This window comes from Streptococcus sp. CF8-6, from assembly GCF_024295845.1.
In the GTDB taxonomy this organism is placed as follows: domain Bacteria; phylum Bacillota; class Bacilli; order Lactobacillales; family Streptococcaceae; genus Streptococcus; species Streptococcus oralis_BO.
In genome coordinates this window covers 155366-176937 of record NZ_JANCOF010000003.1, presented here as the reverse complement: position 1 = coordinate 176937, position 21572 = coordinate 155366, and the positions used below count along the sequence as shown (strand labels likewise).

Below are 21572 nucleotides of genomic sequence, written 5' to 3'. Positions count from 1 at the left end.
GCAAACTCTTACTCTCCATCCTTCCAGTTCCGAGCAATCTCTTCGTCTTTCTGGAGTTGGTCTACCAGTTCCTCTACGGAGTCAAATTTGACCATATCGCGAACACGGTCCAGCCAGTAGACCATGACGGTCTCACCGTAAATATCGTCTGAAAAATCGAAAATATTGACTTCAAAACGTGGTTCTTCTCCATCAAAGGTAACATTTTTGCCAACACTTGCCATGCCACGATATCTTTGACGTTGCACCTCGACATCGACTACATAAACACCATCTGCTGGCATATAGGTTCGATCTCTTAGGACTAGATTGGCTGTTGGATAACCAATAGTCCGCCCACGGGCATTTCCATGAACGACCATCCCACGAGATGGGAGCGGAGTGCCGAGCAGATGATTGACTTCCTTTACATCTCCATCAAGAATTGCCTGACGAATCCGTGTAGAACTAATCTTGCCCTTTTCGTCTTCGACCGGAGGAACAATGATGATCTCTCCATCAAAATAATCCTTCAGGTCATCCGCAGTTTTCTTATCAGAGCCAAAAGTATAGTCAAATCCTGCTACAATAATAGCTGGTTTTAAAGCTCGAACATAGGTATCAAAGAATTCTTGACCCGTTAAACTAGCAAATTTGCTACTAAAGTCAAGTAAGAAAAGAGCCTCTACCCCATGCCATTTCATCTTGTGCTCCCGTTCCTCGTGATTGACGATATGGAGCATAAGCTCAGGTTGGTAAGGTTGCAAGGCAAGTTTTGGCGACTCTGTAAAGGTCATCACGACAACTGGCAGATAATCCTTCATCGAAGCCTTGCTAGCCACTTCAAAAAGTTTCTGGTGCCCCTTGTGGATGCCATCAAAATAACCTAGTACAAGGACTGTTTTACCCGGTACTGCAATATCTTTTTCGTTCTTAATAGGTACTGTTGTAATCATGAAACTATTATATCATAGAGAAAGTCTTTTCGCTAAGAGGAAATCCCAAATGTCGTTTTTTGCGCCTGAACGGACCTTAAGAGAAAATTTAGGGCTTTAGTTTTAAAAAATAGCACCTCCTAAGAGATGCTATCGTTTGGTAACTAATCTACTGTTTCTTCCAAATCTTTTAATTTAACCGAAACAATTTTAGATACACCTGATTCTTGCATGGTAACTCCATAGATAGAGTCCGCTGCCGCCATCGTCCCTTTACGGTGGGTTACGACGATGAACTGACTATCCTTGTCAAAGCGGTTAAGGTAATCCCCAAAACGTTTGACATTGGCTTCGTCCAGCGCCGCCTCTACCTCATCCAAGATGACGAAAGGAATGGTCTTAACTCGGATGATTGAGAAGAGCAGAGCCAGAGCTGATAGGGCTTTCTCGCCACCACTCATGAGGTTGAGAGATTGGATTTTCTTACCTGGTGGTTGAACAGAAATCTCCACACCAGCTGTTAAAAGATCGCCCTCAGTCAATATCAAGTCTGCCTGACCACCGCCAAACATCTGTCTAAAGGTCACTTTAAAGGACTCACGAATAGCCTCAAAGGTTGATTTGAAGCGTTCCTTAACCTCATCATTCATCTCTGCGATGGTCTCAAGGAGTAGATTTTTCGCAGACAAAATATCATCTCGTTGGCTATTGAGGAAGTCCAGACGGTTGTGAACTTCTTCGTACTGGTCAATAGCATCCAAGTTGACAGGACCCAGCGAGCGAATAGCCTTCTCTAAATCCTTAACCTCTTGCTCCGCCAGAGTGAGATTTTCCAGTTCATGAGCCTTTTCTAGCGCCTCATTATAGCTAATCTGGTACTGGTCAGTTAATTGAACTTGTAGATAACGCAAGCGTTCGCTGATCTTTTCCTTCTTAGCTTCAGCACGTGTTTGTTTACGAATCCACTCCTCGTTCTGCTGGCGCGCCTGGTCCAAATGACTGGCAATATCATCTAGCTGACCTTCAATATCATCCAACTCAAACTGCTTGCGAATCAGACCTTGTTGGAGGTTTATTTTCTGAGTTTTGGCCTCTTCCTCCTGCTGACTTAGCAAATCCGTATCCACTTTCTCAAGATTATCAACCTTTTCTTGGAGGAGGCGCTGGATTTCCTCTTGCTCGATATCCAGATTATCCAGTTCCTTACCTAAGCGTTCTATATCAGTCACTTCGTACCGCTTTTGTCCTTGCAGTTCTGACTTAAGCAAGCGTGCTTGCGCTACTTGTTCCTGCAAGTTTTGATAACGTTCTTGAATAGCGTTTTTATTAGACTTAATCTCTTCAATCTCAGCTTCCAAATTTTGCTTTTCTCTAGCAATAGTAGCAAGGCGCTCTTGGCATTTTTTCTTGTCCGCTTGCCAATCTCCTTCAGTAAGGCGATTTAATTCCTCTTCTTGAAGTTTCCAAAGCGTTTCTAACTCTTCGACCTGCTGATTGGTTTGTTGATAGGCGAGGTACAAACCTTGCTCCTGAATACGAGCTTGCTCACCCTGAGACTTGATAGCTTCTAATCTTTCTGCCAATTCCGCCATCTCATCTTGCAAGGTCTTCAAACTCGCTTCTTCTGAACGCAGACTAGCTTCTTCTTCAGCAATTTCTCTTTGTAATTGCTCCAGCTCTGGCTTGATGAAAATACTGTTGTTTTGACGATTGGCACCACCCGCATAGGAACCACCTGTACGCAATTCGGTACCATCAAGCGTCACTATGCGAACCTGATAGCGAACTTGACGAGCTGCGGCACGTGCATGTTCTACAGTATCAAAAATTGCTGTCGTTGCTAGCAAGTTCTTGAAAATAGCTTCTAGTCTCTTGTCAAACGACACCAACTCATCAGCCATTCCCAGAAATCCTGGACTTGCAGCGATAGCATCTTGATTCTGACTAGATATTGTACGCGCCTTAATCGTTGTCAAAGGAAGGAAGGTCGCACGACCAGCTCTGTTACGTTTGAGGAAATCAATTGCCTTGGTTGCCGCGTTTTCATCTTCTACGATGATATACTGACTGCTAGCTCCAAGCGCAATTTCTAGGGCATTTTGATAATGTACATCAAAAGTTAGATGCTCACTGACTGCACCAATAATCCCACCTAAGCGGTCTTTTTCTTGAAGAACACTCTTAACACCCGCATAAAAATTGCTATGATTTCTTAGGATATTTTCCAAACTCTGGGCTCGAGCCTGCTTGTTTTTGAGACTGTCCAGACGGTCAAAGAGTTGGCTCTGCTGGGCTTGGAAGGAAACTTTCTGCTCCTCTTGTTCCTTGGCACTAGCTTGGTAGTTTGCCAATAATTTCTGAACTTGTTCCTTGGCAGTTTCAAGCTCAGTCTGCTGCTGACTGGCCTTCTCTTTAGCTGTAGCCAGTTGTTCTTTCAATTTCTCAAGTTGATCTGCTTGTTTTTGAGATAGTTGACGGCTGTTCTCCAGTTCATTCTCTATTCGTGTCAACTGGTTTGAGACATCCGCTTCTTCTTGTAAAAGGGCCACAAAACGTTCACGTAAGAGCTCAATCATTTGGTCAGGATCATCTGAAAATGCCAACAACTCTGCTTCTAGGCGATTGAGTTCCTTGTTGTTTTCAGCTAGACTTTTCTCTAACTGTTCCAAGTTCGCTTCTTTTTCAGCCTTTTCCTTACTTAGAGCCTTTCTCTTATCTTCCAGAGTCGCCAAACGGGCTTGCGCTTCTTGTTGATTAAGGGCTACTTGCTCAGATTCCAGTTTGGACAGGGCTAGTTTTCGCTCTAAGTCACTGATCAAACTAGTCAAATCCATTAAGCTTCCTTGATCTTTAGCCATTTCAGCTTGAAGATCTTGGCGTTTCTTTTTAAGAGTTTGATTTTCCTCTTCTAACTCTTCACGCTTTTGGTAATAGCTAGTCAAAAGTTCCTGAACCTGCGTTAGCTCTTCTTCTGTCAGCTCTAGTTCAGCCTTGTTTTCCTTGATTTGAGCAACCAGTACATCCAAGTAAATTGCCTTGCGTTGACTATCCAAGTCGAGAAACTTGCGAGCATTCTCGGCTTGTTTTGCAAGGGGCTTGATTTGATTGTCCAACTCGTAGATAATGTCTTCAAGGCGGTCTAAATTATCCTGAGTTTGTTGCAGTTTGCTTTCTGTTTCTTTTCGACGAGTCTTGTATTTTAAAACTCCAGCAGCTTCTTCAAAAATAGCTCGGCGTTCCTCTGGCTTAGAATTAAAAATCTCCTCAACCTTCCCTTGGGAAATGATGGAGAAGGAATCCCGTCCCAAACCTGTATCCAAGAAGAGGTCGTGGATATCACGCAAGCGCACTTTCTTTCCGTCAATTCGATACTCGCTATCTCCACTACGGTAAATATGACGCTCTACCTTGATGACTTGCCCCGCATCCTTGATAAAACCATCTTCATTGTCCAAGGTCACGACAACAGAGGCATAATTGAGTGGTTTGCGACTTTCAGTTCCAGCAAAGATAACGTCCGGCATCTTGCCACCACGAAGACTCTTGACACTAGACTCACCCAAGGCCCATCGCAAACTTTCTGTGATATTTGACTTCCCAGAACCATTGGGTCCAACGACAGCTGTCACGCCTTGGTCAAATACGACCTTGGTCTTGTCAGCAAAGGACTTGAATCCCTGAATCTCAATCTCCTTTAAATACATGAATCCAGCCCTTTCTCAACTGCATTTTTAGCGGCCTCTTGCTCAGCCAATTTTTTAGAACGGCCTTGACCTTTTCCGATACTCTTGCCCTCAACCAGAACTTCTACATCAAAAACCTTGTCATGGGCAGGCCCCGTCTCAGAGGTCACCTGGTAGCGAATATCCACATCTCCATTGACCTGAAGCAGCTCTTGCAGATGTGTCTTGTAATCCTTAATCATTTCAAAGTCACCTGCTTCAACCTTGGGAATCATGACCTGATAGATGAACTCTTTTACTCTAGCAACATCCTTGTCCAAAAGCAATGCTCCCAAAAAGGCTTCAAAGGCATCTCCAAGAATGGTGTCACGATTGCGCCCACCAGACTTTTCTTCTCCTTTTCCTAGCTTGATAAACTGATCAAACTGACAATCACGCGCAAAACCAGCCAAACTCTCCTCACGGACAATCATAGCACGGAGTTTAGACAAATCTCCCTCTGGTTTCCTAGGATATTTTTTATAAAGATATTCTGAAATCAATAATTGCAGAACAGCGTCTCCTAAAAATTCCAAGCGCTCATTGTGTGAAATTTTTAAGAGGCGGTGCTCATTGGCATAACTCGTATGAGTAAAGGCCGTTTCCAGTAAGTTTTTGTCTGCAAATTCGATTGCAAAACGCTTCTTTAGTACAGTTTGTAATTCTTTCATACCAACCTCTTTCTAACTGATAACAGTCTCTTTTATTATATCAAAAAAAGCCCCCTGAGTCACTTTAAAACGGGACTAGAGGGGAATTGAGCATTTTTTAGAAGAAAATTTTCAATTTTAGGGGCAGTATAAAGAAAAAAGCCTTATTTAAGGCTTTCTTGTGCTATTTACATCCACCCTGAGGGAATCGAACCCCCATCTCAAGAACCGGAATCTTACGTGATATCCATTACACTAAGGGTGGAAACTTGTCTTATTATAACAAAAATTTGCTCTAATAACAAGTTTTTTTATGGGTGGACTAAGCGTCCATTAGTGGGATGCATCCCCGTTCCAGATAGAGTTTTTCACGATAACATAATCAACGTGTTTAAGGTCAGCAACCTTGCGTCCACCTGCGTAGGAAATAGCACTTTGCAAGTCCTGCTCCATCTCAGTAAGAGTATCTTGCAGATGCCCTTTGGCAGGAAGTAAGATGCGTTTACCTTCCACATTTTTGTAAGCGCCTTTTTGATACTGTGAAGCTGAACCATAGTATTCTTTGAACTGTTCCCCATCAACTTCAATCGTTTTTCCTGGACTTTCGATGTGTCCTGCAAAAAGGGAACCAATCATGACCATGCTAGCACCGAAACGGATAGACTTGGCAATGTCACCATGGGTACGAATCCCACCATCAGCGATGATTGGTTTGCGAGCAGCCTTGGCACACCAGCGAAGGGCAGCCAACTGCCAGCCACCTGTACCAAAACCTGTTTTCACCTTGGTGATACAAACCTTACCAGGACCGATTCCAACCTTAGTCGCATCCGCACCTGCATTTTCCAATTCACGCACAGCTTCTGGTGTTCCAACGTTGCCAGCGATGACAAAAGTATCCGGTAATTCCTTCTTGATGTGTTGAATCATAGAGATCACGCTATCCGCATGACCATGAGCAATGTCAATCGTGATATACTCAGGAGCATCAGACTTGAGTTGGCTAACAAAATCATACTCGTAATCCTTGACACCGACTGAAATAGAAGCAATGAGCCCTTGATCGTGCATGCGTTTGATAAAAGGAATGCGCCCAGCCTCATCAAAACGATGCATAATGTAGAAGTAGCCACCTTTAGCAAGCTGCTCTGCTACGTTCTCATCCAAAATCGTCTGCATATTTGCTGGTACAACAGGTAGTTTGAAAGTGTGATTTCCAAGTGTAACACTCGTGTCTGCTTCTGCACGGCTTTTAATGACACATTTATTTGGGATCAACTGAATATCTTCGTAATCAAAAATTGGAAATTCATTTAACATATCGATGTCTCGTTTCTTTTGTAATGACCTACCTATGCTTGCGCATCACTACGTCTTTTCCGACGTTTCCTTAATTAATTATAAATCAAAGTACAGTTTTTGTCAAATATTTTTAATAATTGAATAATATTGTTCGGAAATTGCTTGTATAAATAGCAAAAAAGCGAAGAGATTACTTTCTCCCCACTTCTTCATCAATAATCGTTTTAAAATTTTCTTCTGAATTTTCCATCATTTTACAAAATGCACTATAGGATGAGGCATTCTGAGGGATTTGGATAGACCACTTCTTCAATTGAGCTCCATAGCCAGCTAGTTTTCCTATTTCACTATTTACTGACTGCTCCATACTAGGAAAAATCAGTCCAGCTTTCTCAGCTTCTAAAATATAAGAATAGGAAATCAGCTGGAACAAGTCCTCACGGTTAATCCCTTTTTCAGTGAACTCTAGTTTCTTATATTTTGCATCTAGAACAATCTTTCGTTCTCTGTCATAAAAATCTGGATATACTTTTCGTTTCCCAACAGAAAATACTGAAATTCCGTTCGTCTTATCTTTATTTCGTGGATGGATGAAACCTTTTGGCAACAAGGTATGAACATACTCTTCCCAAAGCCAGGCAACATCAAAGAGAATACCATGTACCATCTGGGCTTGAGGTCCAAGACCATGCTTTTCTCTACTCAGAATCATCAAGCAGAGTTCCTGTAATTTTCTATACTCTCTGAAATAGGCGTGTCGGATGGGTTTGATTTTATTCATTCTGATAATCTTGGCACGATTAGCTAGTTTATAAGCTGGAGTTACACGAGTAATTTCTGTCATATTTTCACGATTACTATTGAGCAGAACTCCGAAACTTTTCTGATTCTTTATGTACTCAATCGTATGTCGAATCAACTGCATGAGTGGATTATCATAGGTAAATTCCCTAGTGGTATAGGCAATATTTCCCATAAAAGGGAGATTTTTTTCAGATGATTTCCAACATCTAGTACACCCTTTACATGACTATCGTTATGGAAAAATCGCTGGTATTCCTTATAAAGACCTTTTCGGAGAGCAGCTTGCAGATATTTGGGAAAGAGGTAAATCAAAAGCTGATAGAGTTTATCCTCTGGAGATAGACCAACATCCAAACTAGTCAGATTGATATTGAGAACCTTTTGTAAAAGATAATGCAAAAAATGGTCGTTACTTCCATCAGAAAAACGAGAGGAAATCGTTAATCTTTCCTGACCATATCCAAGAAAACCAATTACATTTCCTGTCTTGATTTCCTGATTAACTGTTTCAAAAATCTTTTGGTCCTTGTCTAAATCAGGAGAATATTGCAGGTCATTTGGAAATATAAAGATACAGTCCTCTCGAGAAAGGTTATCTAGTGTTCTATCAAGAAGTGCTTGACTAAGGTTGGGATATTCTGTGGCAAAGTCTTCTTTAGCAATTCTATGCTGATTATCAGTTATCCGCATCATTATCACCAGTATCTTGCTGACCATTTTGATCATTATTTGTCAGTGCAAATGCTTTTTTCAAAGTTTCCAAAGTTTCAACCTCATCATAAGAACCTCGCAAGTAGTCTTCTAGGAGAGGCTTAATATAATCAGACCAGAGTAATTCATAGTCAAAGTCCACTTCTTCCAACTTAAGGAAATAACTTGGTCCGATATGATAATGACTGTTTAGCTCCTGAACGTTTTCGATAGCAGCGTTCAAATTTCTAAGACGAAGTTTTGCTTCTTCTGCATGGATACCCAGTTCTTTATCTAACATAGCAACTTGACTTTCAACAGTAACTTCAACAAAGCGGAAACGACGACGCATAGCAAAATCAAAGGTATCTACTGAACGGTCAATATCATTCATTGTTCCGATGATGTAGACATTCTCAGGAATATAAAACTTGTCATCCGTCTCATGTAAATTAGCATACTGGGTAGAAACGCTTCCCTTTTCACCACGATAACCAGGGTCGATAGAGAAAAAGAGCTCGCCAAAAATCTTAGAAATCTCCCCACGGTTGATTTCATCGATGATGAAAACGAATTTCTTGTCTGTGTCAATTTCTGTTGGAGAAATATAATCTTTCAGACCAAATCTTTTCTTTAAAGTTTCTAGGACTTTTTTTCCTTGATTACGATAATAGGGCTGTTTCAGATATTTTCCATCTTTATAGAGTTCATAAACATAAGATTTTGTTAAGCAAGTTCCTTGGGCTTTAGTTTCATAATTGATATTAAAATTATTTCTACTATTTACTGTGAGATAGGAAAATTCTGTCAAATATTCTTTTTCATCTCTGCTATTTACATATTCAAGATAAAGATCCCACGCTTCCTCAAAATTATCTTGGCCTCCAGTTTTCTGAGCTTCTTTAGCCTTCTGACAAAACTTCTTAAAAATACCATCTTCTAGCTTAAACTCGATAGATCCATCACCATTTGATACAGGTCTCAACTCCTCTACAAAATCAGTATAATCATAGGATGGATGAAATTGTACAAATTCGATTTGGTCTTCGTTGCCACCCGTTAACTCCATAGCAATTTCTTTAGCAAGATAAGTTTTTCCTGTGCCAGGAGCACCGCGGAGGATGAGGTTTTTGGATTTTCTTAATTTATCTAAATAATCGTCAATATTTTTATTCATAACAACTTTCTCTATATTTTTTCTGTATGTACCATTTAGAATGGATTTATATAAATTGATACGTTCTGAATTTCTATCCCAGTTGATGGTTTGTCTTGTACCTTTTTTACCTTGGTATTCCCATCCACCATCTACTTTCAACCAATTAACACCAATACAATGTTTAAACTCTGTTTTTGTTTCATCAAAGTAATATGTTTTCACACATTGTCCAATACCTAAAATTTTGTTAAATCCTGAGGTAGCTATTATATAATCATTTATTTTTATGTCATGTGCAAACTTCCAAATAAATAAATTGCTCCGCTTTCCTTGCTTCAATTCTTCAGGATTATTGTAATCTAAAATATTAGATAAATTAGAATCGAAATCTATACAAGCTATATTCTCTTCTTTGAATAAAGACCAAACTTTTCCACCTCCTCCTGCAACTATCATCCAATAATTTAATTTTTCTTCCATTTTGTAGCTCCATTTTCATATTATAGGCTAGTTAGTATTTAATATTTCAAAATCCTATTTCACATATAGAATATCATATCCCATAGAAAAAGAAAAGAAATTCTAAAGAAAAAGCCCAGTGTTAGGAGCTTCAATGTCTCTGAACACTAGACTTCTTTTCAATCTTAATAATACTCACCTTGACGGTAGTCCCATGAGTTAAAGGTATCTGACAGGTGCATCATGATTTTATCAATGTCAAGCCCTTTGCGGATAACGACTGGTGCTGGTGAGATTGAACGGTCTCCTCCTTGTTCTGGGATGAGCTTACCATCTTTATCAACCATAGATACCATCACACCTTGCTCGTAGCGAGTTTCAATCGTTTTGTCAGGTTGGATAGATGCCACATAGTCGTCTGCTTCGATGACAAGGTCCACTGCTCCTTCGATACGTTGACCGATACCTTCCACCTTACCACGGTTTCCTTTACCAGATGGGTTAGCTGATGAGGCATAGACCATTTTACCTTCTTCCCAAAGTTTAGCAGCCAACTGTTCACCAGCTTTACCAAACTTGATAACAAAACAGCTTGTACCACGAACGTCTGTCATAAGTTCTTCACGGCCATCACCGTATGCTTTAAGTTTTTCAAAAGCTTCTGGTTTCCAAGGAAGGATACAACCAAGGAGAATATCTTCATCCCAATGTTTTTGGTAGAAGGCTTCAATTTCTGGATTGAGTTGTGCTAAAGCGCGAAGCTCATCCATGCTACCACAAAGTACAACACCTGGTTTGTTACGGTTACGCTCTTTGGCTTCAAATTTGCGTTCAAGTCCTGCTTTATCGCTAGTCATGATAATGTAACCAACTTTTGTAGGGCAAACGATACATCCGCCCTCACCTTTTAAAATGTCATAGCCTTCTTGAGAAAGTGTTCCGTTCCATTGAATGTGTTTTGTCATAGTTCTATTTCCTTTTCTATTTTTCTAATCCTGCCAGTAGGCTGGACGTTGTTTTTCATAGGCAGCAATCAAGTCTTCATACTGCAAAGTAATTCCGATATCATCCAAACCATTTAAGAGCTTGTGTTTCCATTCGCTATCAATTTCGAAAGTGAATTCTCCAACTGGTGAGATGATTTTTTGTTGTTCCAAGTCCACAGTTACCTGATCGGTCGGTTTGAGTTGGGCTAGCTTTTCTCTAACCTCCCTAGGCTGAACAATAGGCAACATGCCATTATTGAGTTCATTATTGTAATGAATGTCCCCGAAAGATCCTGCAATCACGACCTTAAAACCATAGTCAGCTAGAGCCCAAGCTGCGTGTTCCCTCGAAGACCCCGCACCAAAGTTATCCCCTGAAATGAGAATACTAGCTTTACGATATTCAGGTCGGTTAAAGACAAAGTCTGGGTCCTCAGTGTAGTTATCGTCCAGATAACGCCAAGCATACATGAGGTACTTGCCAAAGCCTTTCTTATCAATCAACTTGAGAAACTGCTTGGGTAGGATTTGGTCGGTGTCGATGTTATCATTCATGAGAGGAACGGTCGTTCCCGTATAAACTGTAAATTTCTCCATATCCTCTCCTTACTGGGCCTCTGGCATTTGCCGAACATCTACGAAGCGCCCTGCGATAGCCGCTGCAGCTGCCATGGCTGGACTGCAGAGATGGGTTTTAGCACCAAATCCCTGTCTGTCTTCAAAGTTGCGGTTACTGGTTGAGGCACAGTGAACCCCATCAGGGACCTTGTCAGGATTCATCCCTAGGCACATAGAGCAACCTGGGTCTCGCCACTCAAAGCCAGCATCTAAGAAAACCTTATCCAAGCCCAACTTCTCAGCAGCTCGTTTGACAGGACGAGAGCCTGGAACCACGATAGCAGTTAAGTTAGGAGCTATTTTCTTCCCTTTGACAAATCGCGCGGCCAGTTGTAAATCACTGAGACGAGCATTAGTACAAGACCCGATAAAGATATAACCTAGTTCAATATCCGCTGGCTTTTGACCAGGCTCCAAGTCCATGTAATGATAAGCACGTTCATCGTTCATATCCTTAATTTCTGGGAAGCTACTGTCAAAGTCAACGCCCATAGCAGGATTGGTTCCCCAAGTCACCATAGGAGCCAAGTCTGAGACATCCATCCGGATAACCTTATCATAGACAGCATCATCATCGCTGACAAGCGTCTTCCAGTCAGCAACCGCCTCCTCGAAAGCTTCGGGAACACATTCCCGTCCCTTGAGATAGTCATAGGTAGTCTGGTCTGGATTCATAATTCCCATCTTGGAGCCAAACTCGATGGACATATTGCAGATGGTCATTCTCTCTTCCATGGTCAGTGCATCAACCGCTTGCCCACGATATTCCACCACATATCCTACACCACAAGCAACGCCATATTTGGCAATTAAGGCGAGAATGTAATCCTTAGAATAAACTCCTTTTTGAGGAACACCAGTGAATTCTACCAACATTTTCTTGGGTTTAACTTGCCAGAGTGTCTGGGTAGCAAAGACATGCTCGACCTCACTGGTCCCAATCCCAAAGGCGATAGCTCCGAAAGCTCCGTGAGTAGCTGTATGACTGTCTCCACAGACGATGAATTTTCCTGGTTGCGTCCGTCCTGTTTCTGGACCTACCATGTGAACGATTCCCTGCTTTTCAGAACCATGGGCAGCATGTTCAATTCCAAACTCCTCAACATTTTCAGCAAGCTTATCAATTTGTGCTTTAGAAATGACATCTCGAATATCGTAGATATTGACAGTTGGTACATTGTGGTCAAAGGTTCCAAATGTCAAGTCTGGCCGTCTCAATCTGCGACCTGAATCTCGTAAGCCTTGAAAAGCTTGGGGACTAGTCACTTCATGAATATAGTGCTGATCTACATACATAAGTTGGGGCTGCCCTTCTTCTCCTGTGATGACATGACGGTCCCATAATTTATCAAAAATTGATTTTCCTGCCATCCATTACCTCCAAATAAAATATAAGGCTACTAATGTGGTCACCATCCCGAGAAACCAAACCGTTTTAAAATACCATTTTCTAGTCTTGTGATGAAAGGTGATTCCTGATAACCAAGCACCAAAACCACCACAGACAAGTGCTATAGTCAAGAGAATTTTCTCTGGGATGCGCCAAGCACCTCTCCTTGCCTTGAATTTGTCGATTCCATAAATGATGAAAATTATGACATTCCAAATCAAGAGGGTAAGAGTGACTCCTTCGTTTATCTTCATAGTCTTTCAATGATGGCTTCCGTCATTTCCTTGGTAGAAGCCTTTCCTCCAATATCTCTTGTTAAAATGCCAGCCGCTAAACTAGCTTCAACAGCACGCTCGATACGCTCCGCATCCTCATAACGTCCAAAGCTGTCTCTCAGCATCATGGCAACTGACAAAATCATGGAAATAGGATTGGCAATTCCTTGACCTGCAATATCAGGCGCTGAACCATGAATAGGTTCATAAAGACTTGGACCTTTTTCAGAATGACTAGCTGATGGCATGACGCCAAGTGTGCCTGATAGAACGCTTGATTCATCTGATAGAATATCTCCGAAGAGATTCTCCGTTACAATAACATCAAACTTAGCAGGATTGGTAATCATGAGCATGGCAGCTGAGTCCACCAACTGGTGTTCCAAGGTTACATCTGGGAAATCCTGAGCAACTTCCTCAGCTACTCTCCGCCAGAGTTTTGAAGTCGCTAGAACATTTTGCTTATCGATACTAGTAACGATTTTTCTCCGATTTCTTGCAATTTCAAATGCCTTGCGAATGATTCGCTCTACTTCCTCATAGCTGTAGTCGTTGATATCACGCGCTTTTCGCTCTTCAAGGATATGATCCCCAAAGTAAATTCCACCTGTCAACTCACGCACCACGACAAAGTCTACACCAGCAATTCGTTCCGGTTTGAGAGGTGACAAATGCTTGAGACTGTCAAAAATCTTAACAGGGCGAATATTGGCATAGAGATTGAGTTCCTTCCGAAGAGCTAACAAGCCTTGTTCAGGCCGAATCGCTGCCCCATCATACTGGGGACTACCGATAGCTGCAAGGAGAATAGCATCTGCTTCTCTACATGCCTTGAGAGTTTCATCAGGTAAGGGATGCCCTGCAGCATCAATACCTGCACCTCCAAAGGGGCATCTGTCTATCTCATAGTCAAAACCTGTTTTTGAAGCTAGAGCTTCCAGAACCGCTAAACCAGCTTCCATGATTTCTGGACCGATTCCATCTCCTGCTAGAGCTACTATTTTCTTTGTCATAGTCTTCTCCTTTACACACTAGGCATGTCTCGGTAGGAAACGCTATGTCCCATCTCACCTGCATTCTCTTTTTGAACAAAAGTATTGGCATTGATATAAGCAATAGCCGAAGCCTTCAATACATCGAAATCGAGACCTGCTGCGTTAAAGATGGTTTCTGTATCTCTGTTTTCAACAGTAACCAAGACACGAGCTTGAGCATCAATTCCATCTGTCACAGCATCAATAGTATAGGACACCAAGCGAACAGATTGGTTAAAGAACTTATCGATAGCGTTAAAAATTGCTTCAACGGAACCTTGCCCTGTCGCATTAAATTCGACCTTCTCACCATCCATATTGGCTAGGCTAACGAGCGCTTCAATCTCATTATCTGCATGGGTTTGAAGTTGCAAATCATCAAAGTGGAAGCCTTCCGGATTTTCAACCATGGTTCCAGCTACCAGAGCTCGAATATCTGCATCTGTGATTTCTTGTTTCTTGTCTGCCAGAGACTTAAACTTAGTAAAGAGTGGTTTGATATCCTCTTCTGTAAAATCTAGGGCTAATTCTCTTAGTTTTTCAACAAAGGCATGGCGACCAGACAATTTTCCAAGTGGAAGACTATTACTCTTAACACCGACCAATTCAGGTGTGATGATCTCATAAGTGAGAGGATTTTTAAGGACTCCATCTTGGTGAATACCAGATTCGTGAGAGAAGGCATTGCCACCAACGACAGCCTTATTTTTAGGAACTGGAATACCAGAGAAGCGAGAAACCATTTCAGACGTATTCATTGTTTCATCCAAAACAATATCACTAGTTGCTTGGAAGAAATCCTCACGAATCTTCAAAGCAACAGCTACTTCTTCAAGAGCAACATTACCTGCGCGTTCACCGATACCATTAATAGTTCCCTGAACACGTCCAGCACCGTGTTTAATTGCTGTCAAAGTATTTGCAGTTGCCATACCGAGATCATCGTGACAGTGGACACCAAAGACAACTTTATGATCTGATTTAATATTTTCAGTCAAGTAATCAAAGATACGTGCAAACTCTTCTGGAGTCGTAAAGCCAACTGTGTCAGGGATATTGATATAAGATGCACCTGCATCGACCGCTGTTTGAACGACTTGCAAGAGGAAATCCAACTCTGTTCTAGTCGCATCTTCAGGAGAGAATTCGACGATTTCAAACTTAGAACGTGCGTAAGAAACATGTTCCTTGATAGCTTCTAAAATCTCTTCCTTGCTCTTATTGAGCTTATACTTGCGGTGAATCGGACTGGTAGCGATAAAGACATGAATTTGTGGATACTTGGCATCCTTAAGCGCCTCATAACAAGCATCAATATCAGATTTTACAGAACGAGCTAATCCTGTCACTGCTGTTTTTTTCATGGCTCTAGCGATTTTTTGAACAGCTATAAATGAATCTGGACTAGCAGCCGGAAAACCAGCTTCAATTACAGAAATTCCCCATTTCTCCAGCTGTCTTGCAATGGAAACTTTTTCCTTTATTGAGAAGTTAACACCAGGTGTTTGTTCCCCATCACGAAGGCTTGTATCAAAAAATTCAACTTTACGCATAAGATTTCCCCTTTTCCAAATGTGGTTTTAAAAAAACATCTCGCTCAGAAGCCCAAGCGAGATGTTGATTTACTCCCGCTTGGTAAGCCAAACAGGACTAATGCTTTTGCACTAGCCCGAGTACCTCAACAACAAAGCAAATTGATTAAACTTAGCTGTTTTCATGTTTGACTTTCTCCTTCGTTTGATATCTTGTTTAGTATTTTAGCATAGCTAAAAGCACTTGTCAAGAAAAAATCCATTATTTTCTGAAAATTTCTTCAGTAAAGAATATTTTGCTAATTGAAAGTATTTGAAAACTCAAGTAACTTTCCTTATTTTTTCACAGTCAAGTTCCAACTTCTTTCGATGAGTTCTATCACTTCTTCATCTTGCAAACTATCATCAAGCGCCAGACTAAGCCAGTAGCGTTTGTTCATATGAAAGGCTGGATAAATGCCTTTTTTTGAAAGCAAATCAGCTACTTGGTCGTGTTTGAGGTTGACTGCTTCGACTATCCCTTCTCTGCCCTTTTCCAGCTTATCCCATGGGATTCTCATCACAACAGCATACCACTTTTGATTACCTTCATGACGCAATACAGCTGTATCAGGCGATTTCTCCCACAGATACTCCAACTGATTACCATACTTTTCCTGAACTTGAGCCATGATACGCTTAGTCTGAGGACAGATAAAATCCTGCACATCAAAACAAGCCTTCCGAATCTGGTAGAGAATCTCCAAGCAAGCCTCACGGACACTTCCGACAAAACTTCCCCGCATACTTTCCATGTGTACTTGAGGATAGAGGTCACCCGTCTCCTGGTCAAAGACCTGAAAACTCACATTATCAGTAGTAATGGAGACTGTCATGACAAAGTCACCCTGCAAAATCTGGCAACTATAGGTCCATACTTCCCCATTTTCCACAAAACCATAGGCATGAGCATTTTCTTTATTAAACTGATAGGATTTAAAAATTTCAAACATAAGTGAAAACTGCTACCAAAAGCTAGCAGTTCCTTTCTATTTTTTAAAAGACAACCTTGGTTCCATGCAATTGTGTCACACCCAGCTGGTCGATAAAGGTTTGACGGTTGTCCAAGTCAATCCCCCCACCTGGTAGAATTTCAATTTTACCTTTAGCATGTTCTAAAATTCTGTGATAATGAGCGAAACGTTTCTCTAGCGAGTCTCCAGACACACCAGCACGAGTTAAGATACGAGCGACTCCGGCTTGGCTGAGCCAGTCAATGGCTTCCAACTGGTCTTCATCACTCAATTCATCAAAGGCCATGTGAAAGACAATTTCCATTCCTTTAGATGTGGCAATCAACTTTTCAAGATTAGCCTTATCCAACTTCTTATCAGCAGTTAAAGCCCCAAATACAACACCTTGGCTTCTAGCCTGAGCAGTCAAACGAATGTCTTCTAGCATGATTGCTATTTCAAGATCAGTATAGACAAAATCTCCACCACGGGGACGAATCATGGTCATAATGGTGGTGTCGTAGTTAGCCGCCAGTTCAACCGCTGCCTTGGTCACTCCATAGCTGGGTGTTGTTCCTCCTACTGCTAGATTGTCACAAAGTTCGATTCGACGAGCTCCAGCCTGCATCGCTTTTTCAAGCAAGGTCACATTTTCAGCACAAAATTCGTAAATCATTTGATTCTCCTTGATGTTTTCTTTAAATTTATTATATCATATTATTTTAAATATGCTTTTATTTTTATCAAGGCAAATAACTACTATTTTTATCTATTATTTGTCAGGAATGACTTTAAAGAGATAGTAGGTGATAAAGATAGTCAAGGCTCCCAGACCGATTTTGACTGGCAAAAGAGGGGCAAAATAAATAGAAATCCCCATCAAGATATAGATAGATACGATGATTTTTTTCTTTCGTTCACGCGCGATTGACTTGGTTTCTCGAAAATCAGCTACATAGGTCTGATAAAGCTTGGTATGATAAAGCCAGTCTTCAAAACGCTTAGAAGATTTTGAAAAGCAAGCGATCGCTAACAAAAGAAAGGGAGTTGTTGGCAAAAGGGGTAGGACAACTCCAATAACAGCTAAAGCCAGTGAAATAAAGCCGATACTGAGATAAATGAGACGCATGATTTCTCCTAGATAAATTATTCTTCCTCTAGTTTCGCATACAAGGAGGAAATTTGTCAAGCCTCAACAAAAAAGAGCCTGAAATTTATTTTCAGGACTCTACATTTTATTTAATTTTCTCTTCTTCGTAGTCGCCATTACTACATACAACCTGCTTGCCACCACCACGGACCTTTTTCTCCACAAGGAAGTGTCCGCATTTTGGACAATCACGGCCAATTGGTTTATCCCAGGAAGTAAATTCACATTCTGGATAGCGATTGCAACCATAAAAGATACGATTGCGCTTGGTTTTGCGTTCAATGATTTGTCCTTGATGACAGCTTGGACACTCGACACCAATCTCTTTGACAATTGCTTGTGTATGACGACAGTCTGGGAAATTGCTACAAGCATAGAATTTACCAAAACGACCGAGCTTAATCACCATTGGACTGCCACAAACTTCACAGTCAAATCCAGCTGGCTCATCCTTGATCTGGATTTTTTCCATTTCGGATTCAGCCTTGGCCACTTCTTTAGAGAATGGTTTATAAAATTCATCAATGACCCGTTGCCACTGCTCTTTTCCAACTTCGACATCATCTAGTTTTCCTTCCATCTCAGCTGTGAAGGTAACGTTTACGATATCTGGGAAATATTCAACAATGAGTTTATTAACAATTTCTCCCAGTTCTGTCGGTTCAAAGCGTTTAGCTGCCAGACGAACGTAGTAGCGTTTTTGGATGGTTTCAATTGTCGGAGCATAGGTTGACGGACGTCCAACTCCATTTTCTTCCAAGGTCTTGATAAGGGTCGCTTCCGAATAGCGAGCTGGCGGTTGAGTAAAATGTTGTTCTGGCTTGCTATTGACCTGCTTGACCACATCTCCTACTACCATATCTGGCAACATCTTGTTCTTGTCAGAGTCATTGTAGATAGCAAGATACCCATCAAACTTAACTTGGCTTCCATTTGCCGCAAACTGAACGCCATTTTGAGAGAGTTTGACAGCCATGGTATCAAAGATAGCGCCCGTCATCTGGCTGGCCACAAAACGGTTCCAGATAAGGGTATAGAGCTTGAGCTGGTCTTTGTCCAAGTACTTAGCGATGCTTTCAGGTGTGTTAAAGACACTAGATGGACGAATGGCTTCGTGGGCATCCTGAGCACCTGAGGCATTCTTGACCTTGCTACCATGCTTGGAATACTTGCTACCAAAACGGTCGTTAATGTAGCTTGCAGCTTCGTTCTGAGCCACAGGACTGATACGAGTCGAGTCAGTACGCATATAGGTAATCAAACCTTGCACACCTGATCCGATATTGATTCCTTCATAGAGCTGTTGAGCCACCATCATGGTCTTTCGAGTACGGAAATTAATTTTGTTAGCCGCATCCATTTGCATGGTTGAAGTCGTATACGGTAGGGGCGCATTGCGTTTGCGTTCTTTCTTATCTACCTGGTCTACTGTGAAATCTTTACTAGTCAAATGGGACAGGACTTCTTTGACTTCTTCATTAGTGGTCAATTTCATCTTTTTGCCATTCATACCATAGAAAGAAGCCTGAAATTGTTTGGTTCCCTTCTTAAAAACACCATCAATTGTCCAGTATTCTTCCGGTTGGAAGGCATTGATTTCATTTTCACGGTCAATGATGAGCTTAAGGGCAACTGACTGCACGCGTCCTGCTGATAAGCCCTTCTTGACCTTTTTCCACAAAATTGGCGAAATCGAATACCCTACCAAGCGGTCTAAGACTCGACGAGCTTGTTGGGCGTCGACCAAGTCCATATCAATCTTGCGAGGTTCTTTAAAGGCATTTTTTACTGCGTCTTTGGTGATTTCATTAAAGACTACACGGTTGGCATCATTCTCATCCAAGTTGAGAATGTGAGCCAAATGCCAGGAAATCGCTTCTCCTTCACGGTCCGGGTCACTTGCTAGAAAGACTTTATTGGCCTTTTTAGCTTCTTTTTTTAAGTCATTGATGAGAGGACCTTTTCCTCGGATATTGATATACTGAGGTTCATAATTATTTTCAATATCGACTGACATACTGGATTTTTTCAAATCACGGATATGCCCGACACTGGCTAAAACTTTGTAATTTCTGCCTAGATATTTCTCAATCGTTTTCGCCTTGGCAGGCGACTCTACGATGACTAGATTTTTTTTAACTGTTGATTTTTTCTTCTTTGTTGCCGTAGCCACACTATCACACCTTTTCAAAGTAATAAACTTTATAAAGTGTAAACCATTTTTCTATAGCTGTCAAGACCTAAGTCCTATATATAGAAGAAAAGTTTATCTGAGTGAACAAATTTCTCCTTAAAATTCAAACTCAGCCAACACATCTTGACCACTGGAAATCAGCTTTGCTCCCTCTTGGATCAGGTGGTGACAGCCATCTGAATGGCCATCAAGAATGTTCCCTGGAATAGCAAAGACATCACGACCTTCCTCCATAGCTCGCTCACAGGTGATGAGACTCCCTGAACGCATTCTTGCCTCTGCTACAATAACTCCTCGACATAGTCCAGCAATGATGCGATTACGAGCTGGAAAGTGAAATTTCAAGGGCTCTTCACCAGGTCCGTACTCGCTAAGTACCAAATGGTGATTGCCAATGTGTTCCTGCAAACGTTTATTGGCTCGGGGATAGAAAACATCCAATCCTGTGCCAATCACTGCAATTGTTCTTCCTCCATTCTGGAGTGCAGCCATGTGGGTAGCGGTATCAATTCCTTTAGCTAAACCACTGACTACGATTAACTCGTTTTCCAAACCTTGAATGACTTTCTGAACCGACTTTGCTCCCTGACTAGAACATGAACGACTCCCTACAACAGCAACCTTTGGAAATTTCAACAAGTCTAGATTTCCTTTATAAAACAAGAGCGCTGGGGCATCATAAATCTCACTCAAATCCCAAGGATAACAGTCATCAAGAATCGAGAAGGATGGAAATTTTTGGAACTCCTTCTCCAACTGTGTATCATCTATCTGGAAATAGCGTTCCATAAAGACAGCAGGATTACGACATCCTGAAATTTCTGCAATATCACCTAGCAAGAGCTCCTGATCTACAGTCTCGTCGTATTCAAGAACAGTTAAAATTTGTTGATTGGTCAGCCCGGCTTTTCTCAATTTGTAAATCTCATAGTTTGTGATCTTCATATACAACTCCATTTCTTTTTCTACTCATCTATCTATTCGTAAAAAAAATAAAAAGAAGACCAAGGATCTTCTTTTTTTCATTTATTCAGATTTAGTAGTTGACCAGCTACTTTCAACCATCGGTAAGATTGTTTTTAAAGTTTCCCCATCCCCTTCAAGTGAAACATAGCGGATTTTACCATCATTTGATCGGAAAACCCAGGTAACGAGGTATTTTCCTGACTTAGCAATTGCATTGACAACATAGGCTTCATAACCTCCAATGGTCGATTTGGAACCCCAGACCTTACTGAAATCAGAGCTTTGTTCTTTGGAAGTTAAAATACTAGATGAGACAGTCACAACATCCAGTTTAGCATATTCTTCTTCGCTGATATTGAACTGCTCAGCCTTAAAGGTATTCAGCGTAACAATGTTGATATCTGTTCCATCACTATACTGTATATCATTTCCACCTTCTACTTCATGGAATCGAACCCATGATTTGGGTACCTTGACAAATCCATATTCATTCGAACCGATGATTTGCGTCTCTTCCTTTTTCGCTTCAGAAACGGCAGAACTAGAGCTACTCGTTTCCTGACTGCTAGAAGACCTAACAACCTCAGTCGAACTTTCTTCGGTTGCTGTTTGCGATTTATTGGAGCATGAAGCTAAAAAAGCACTAATAGTAACAACAGTAGCTAAAATTAATAATCTTTTCATCCTACCACCTTTCCATCTGCATTATAAGAAAAAAAGGGACTTCTGTCAAAT

17 protein-coding genes, 1 tRNA gene and 1 pseudogene are annotated in these 21572 nt (G+C 41.2%); all 19 read right to left on the bottom strand.

What is annotated here, in order from left to right:
- Positions 1 to 8 precede the first annotated feature (8 nt).
- Entirely contained in the window at positions 9 to 935 is a 927-nt protein-coding gene (locus NML69_RS05995; RefSeq protein WP_000633642.1) for a bifunctional riboflavin kinase/FAD synthetase, read from the bottom strand.
- A 143-nt stretch (positions 936 to 1078) separates the two neighbouring features.
- On the bottom strand, positions 1079 to 4618 hold the full coding sequence (gene smc / locus NML69_RS05990; RefSeq protein ID WP_254725654.1) for a chromosome segregation protein SMC: 3540 nt from the start codon (positions 4616 to 4618) through the stop codon (positions 1079 to 1081).
- On the bottom strand, positions 4609 to 5307 hold the full coding sequence (rnc, locus tag NML69_RS05985; protein WP_049518794.1) for a ribonuclease III: 699 nt from the start codon (positions 5305 to 5307) through the stop codon (positions 4609 to 4611). The genes smc and rnc overlap by 10 nt, the downstream gene beginning before the upstream one ends.
- A 172-nt stretch (positions 5308 to 5479) precedes the next feature.
- Positions 5480 to 5551: transfer RNA gene (locus NML69_RS05980), tRNA-Arg, on the bottom strand.
- Positions 5552 to 5619: 68 nt separating this feature from the next.
- On the bottom strand, positions 5620 to 6606 hold the full coding sequence (locus NML69_RS05975; protein WP_254725652.1) for a GMP reductase: 987 nt from the start codon (positions 6604 to 6606) through the stop codon (positions 5620 to 5622).
- Positions 6607 to 6778: 172 nt separating this feature from the next.
- Positions 6779 to 8082 (bottom strand): annotated as a pseudogene (locus NML69_RS05970) (McrC family protein).
- On the bottom strand, positions 8069 to 9721 hold the full coding sequence (locus NML69_RS05965) for an AAA family ATPase (RefSeq protein WP_254725650.1): 1653 nt from the start codon (positions 9719 to 9721) through the stop codon (positions 8069 to 8071). Before NML69_RS05965 ends, NML69_RS05970 begins: the two are co-directional and overlap by 14 nt.
- A 164-nt stretch (positions 9722 to 9885) precedes the next feature.
- Positions 9886 to 10665, bottom strand: coding sequence for an L-threonylcarbamoyladenylate synthase (locus NML69_RS05960; protein ID WP_084849756.1), 780 nt, complete (start codon positions 10663 to 10665; stop codon positions 9886 to 9888).
- Positions 10666 to 10689: 24 nt separating this feature from the next.
- Positions 10690 to 11283, bottom strand: coding sequence for a 3-isopropylmalate dehydratase small subunit (leuD, locus tag NML69_RS05955; protein ID WP_000410640.1), 594 nt, complete (start codon positions 11281 to 11283; stop codon positions 10690 to 10692).
- A 9-nt stretch (positions 11284 to 11292) separates the two neighbouring features.
- Positions 11293 to 12675, bottom strand: coding sequence for a 3-isopropylmalate dehydratase large subunit (gene leuC / locus NML69_RS05950; RefSeq protein WP_254725648.1), 1383 nt, complete (start codon positions 12673 to 12675; stop codon positions 11293 to 11295).
- 3 nt (positions 12676 to 12678) lie between these two features.
- Complete coding sequence (locus tag NML69_RS05945) at positions 12679 to 12948, bottom strand: DUF1294 domain-containing protein (RefSeq protein ID WP_254725646.1); 270 nt, start codon at positions 12946 to 12948, stop codon at positions 12679 to 12681.
- Positions 12945 to 13982, bottom strand: a complete 1038-nt coding sequence (gene leuB / locus NML69_RS05940) for a 3-isopropylmalate dehydrogenase (RefSeq protein WP_254725644.1) — start codon at positions 13980 to 13982, stop codon at positions 12945 to 12947. Before leuB ends, NML69_RS05945 begins: the two co-directional genes overlap by 4 nt.
- 11 nt (positions 13983 to 13993) lie before the next feature.
- The gene (locus NML69_RS05935; protein ID WP_254725642.1) at positions 13994 to 15556 is read right to left on the bottom strand and encodes a 2-isopropylmalate synthase; all 1563 of its coding nucleotides are present in this window, start codon (positions 15554 to 15556) and stop codon (positions 13994 to 13996) included.
- Between the two features lie 314 nt (positions 15557 to 15870).
- On the bottom strand, positions 15871 to 16527 hold the full coding sequence (locus NML69_RS05930; RefSeq protein WP_254725640.1) for an MmcQ/YjbR family DNA-binding protein: 657 nt from the start codon (positions 16525 to 16527) through the stop codon (positions 15871 to 15873).
- A 43-nt stretch (positions 16528 to 16570) separates the two neighbouring features.
- Positions 16571 to 17203: a copper homeostasis protein CutC gene (locus tag NML69_RS05925; RefSeq protein WP_254725638.1), complete on the bottom strand. Its 633-nt coding sequence runs from the start codon at positions 17201 to 17203 to the stop codon at positions 16571 to 16573.
- Between the two features lie 96 nt (positions 17204 to 17299).
- Positions 17300 to 17656, bottom strand: coding sequence for a YbaN family protein (locus tag NML69_RS05920; RefSeq protein ID WP_254725636.1), 357 nt, complete (start codon positions 17654 to 17656; stop codon positions 17300 to 17302).
- 106 nt (positions 17657 to 17762) lie between these two features.
- A complete protein-coding gene (gene topA / locus NML69_RS05915; protein WP_254725634.1) occupies positions 17763 to 19850 on the bottom strand; it encodes a type I DNA topoisomerase in 2088 nt (695 codons plus the stop codon).
- Positions 19851 to 19967: 117 nt separating this feature from the next.
- Entirely contained in the window at positions 19968 to 20816 is an 849-nt protein-coding gene (gene dprA, locus NML69_RS05910) for a DNA-processing protein DprA (RefSeq protein ID WP_254725632.1), read from the bottom strand.
- Positions 20817 to 20897: 81 nt separating this feature from the next.
- Complete coding sequence (locus NML69_RS05905; RefSeq protein WP_254725631.1) at positions 20898 to 21521, bottom strand: hypothetical protein; 624 nt, start codon at positions 21519 to 21521, stop codon at positions 20898 to 20900.
- Between the last annotated feature and the right edge of the window lie 51 nt (positions 21522 to 21572).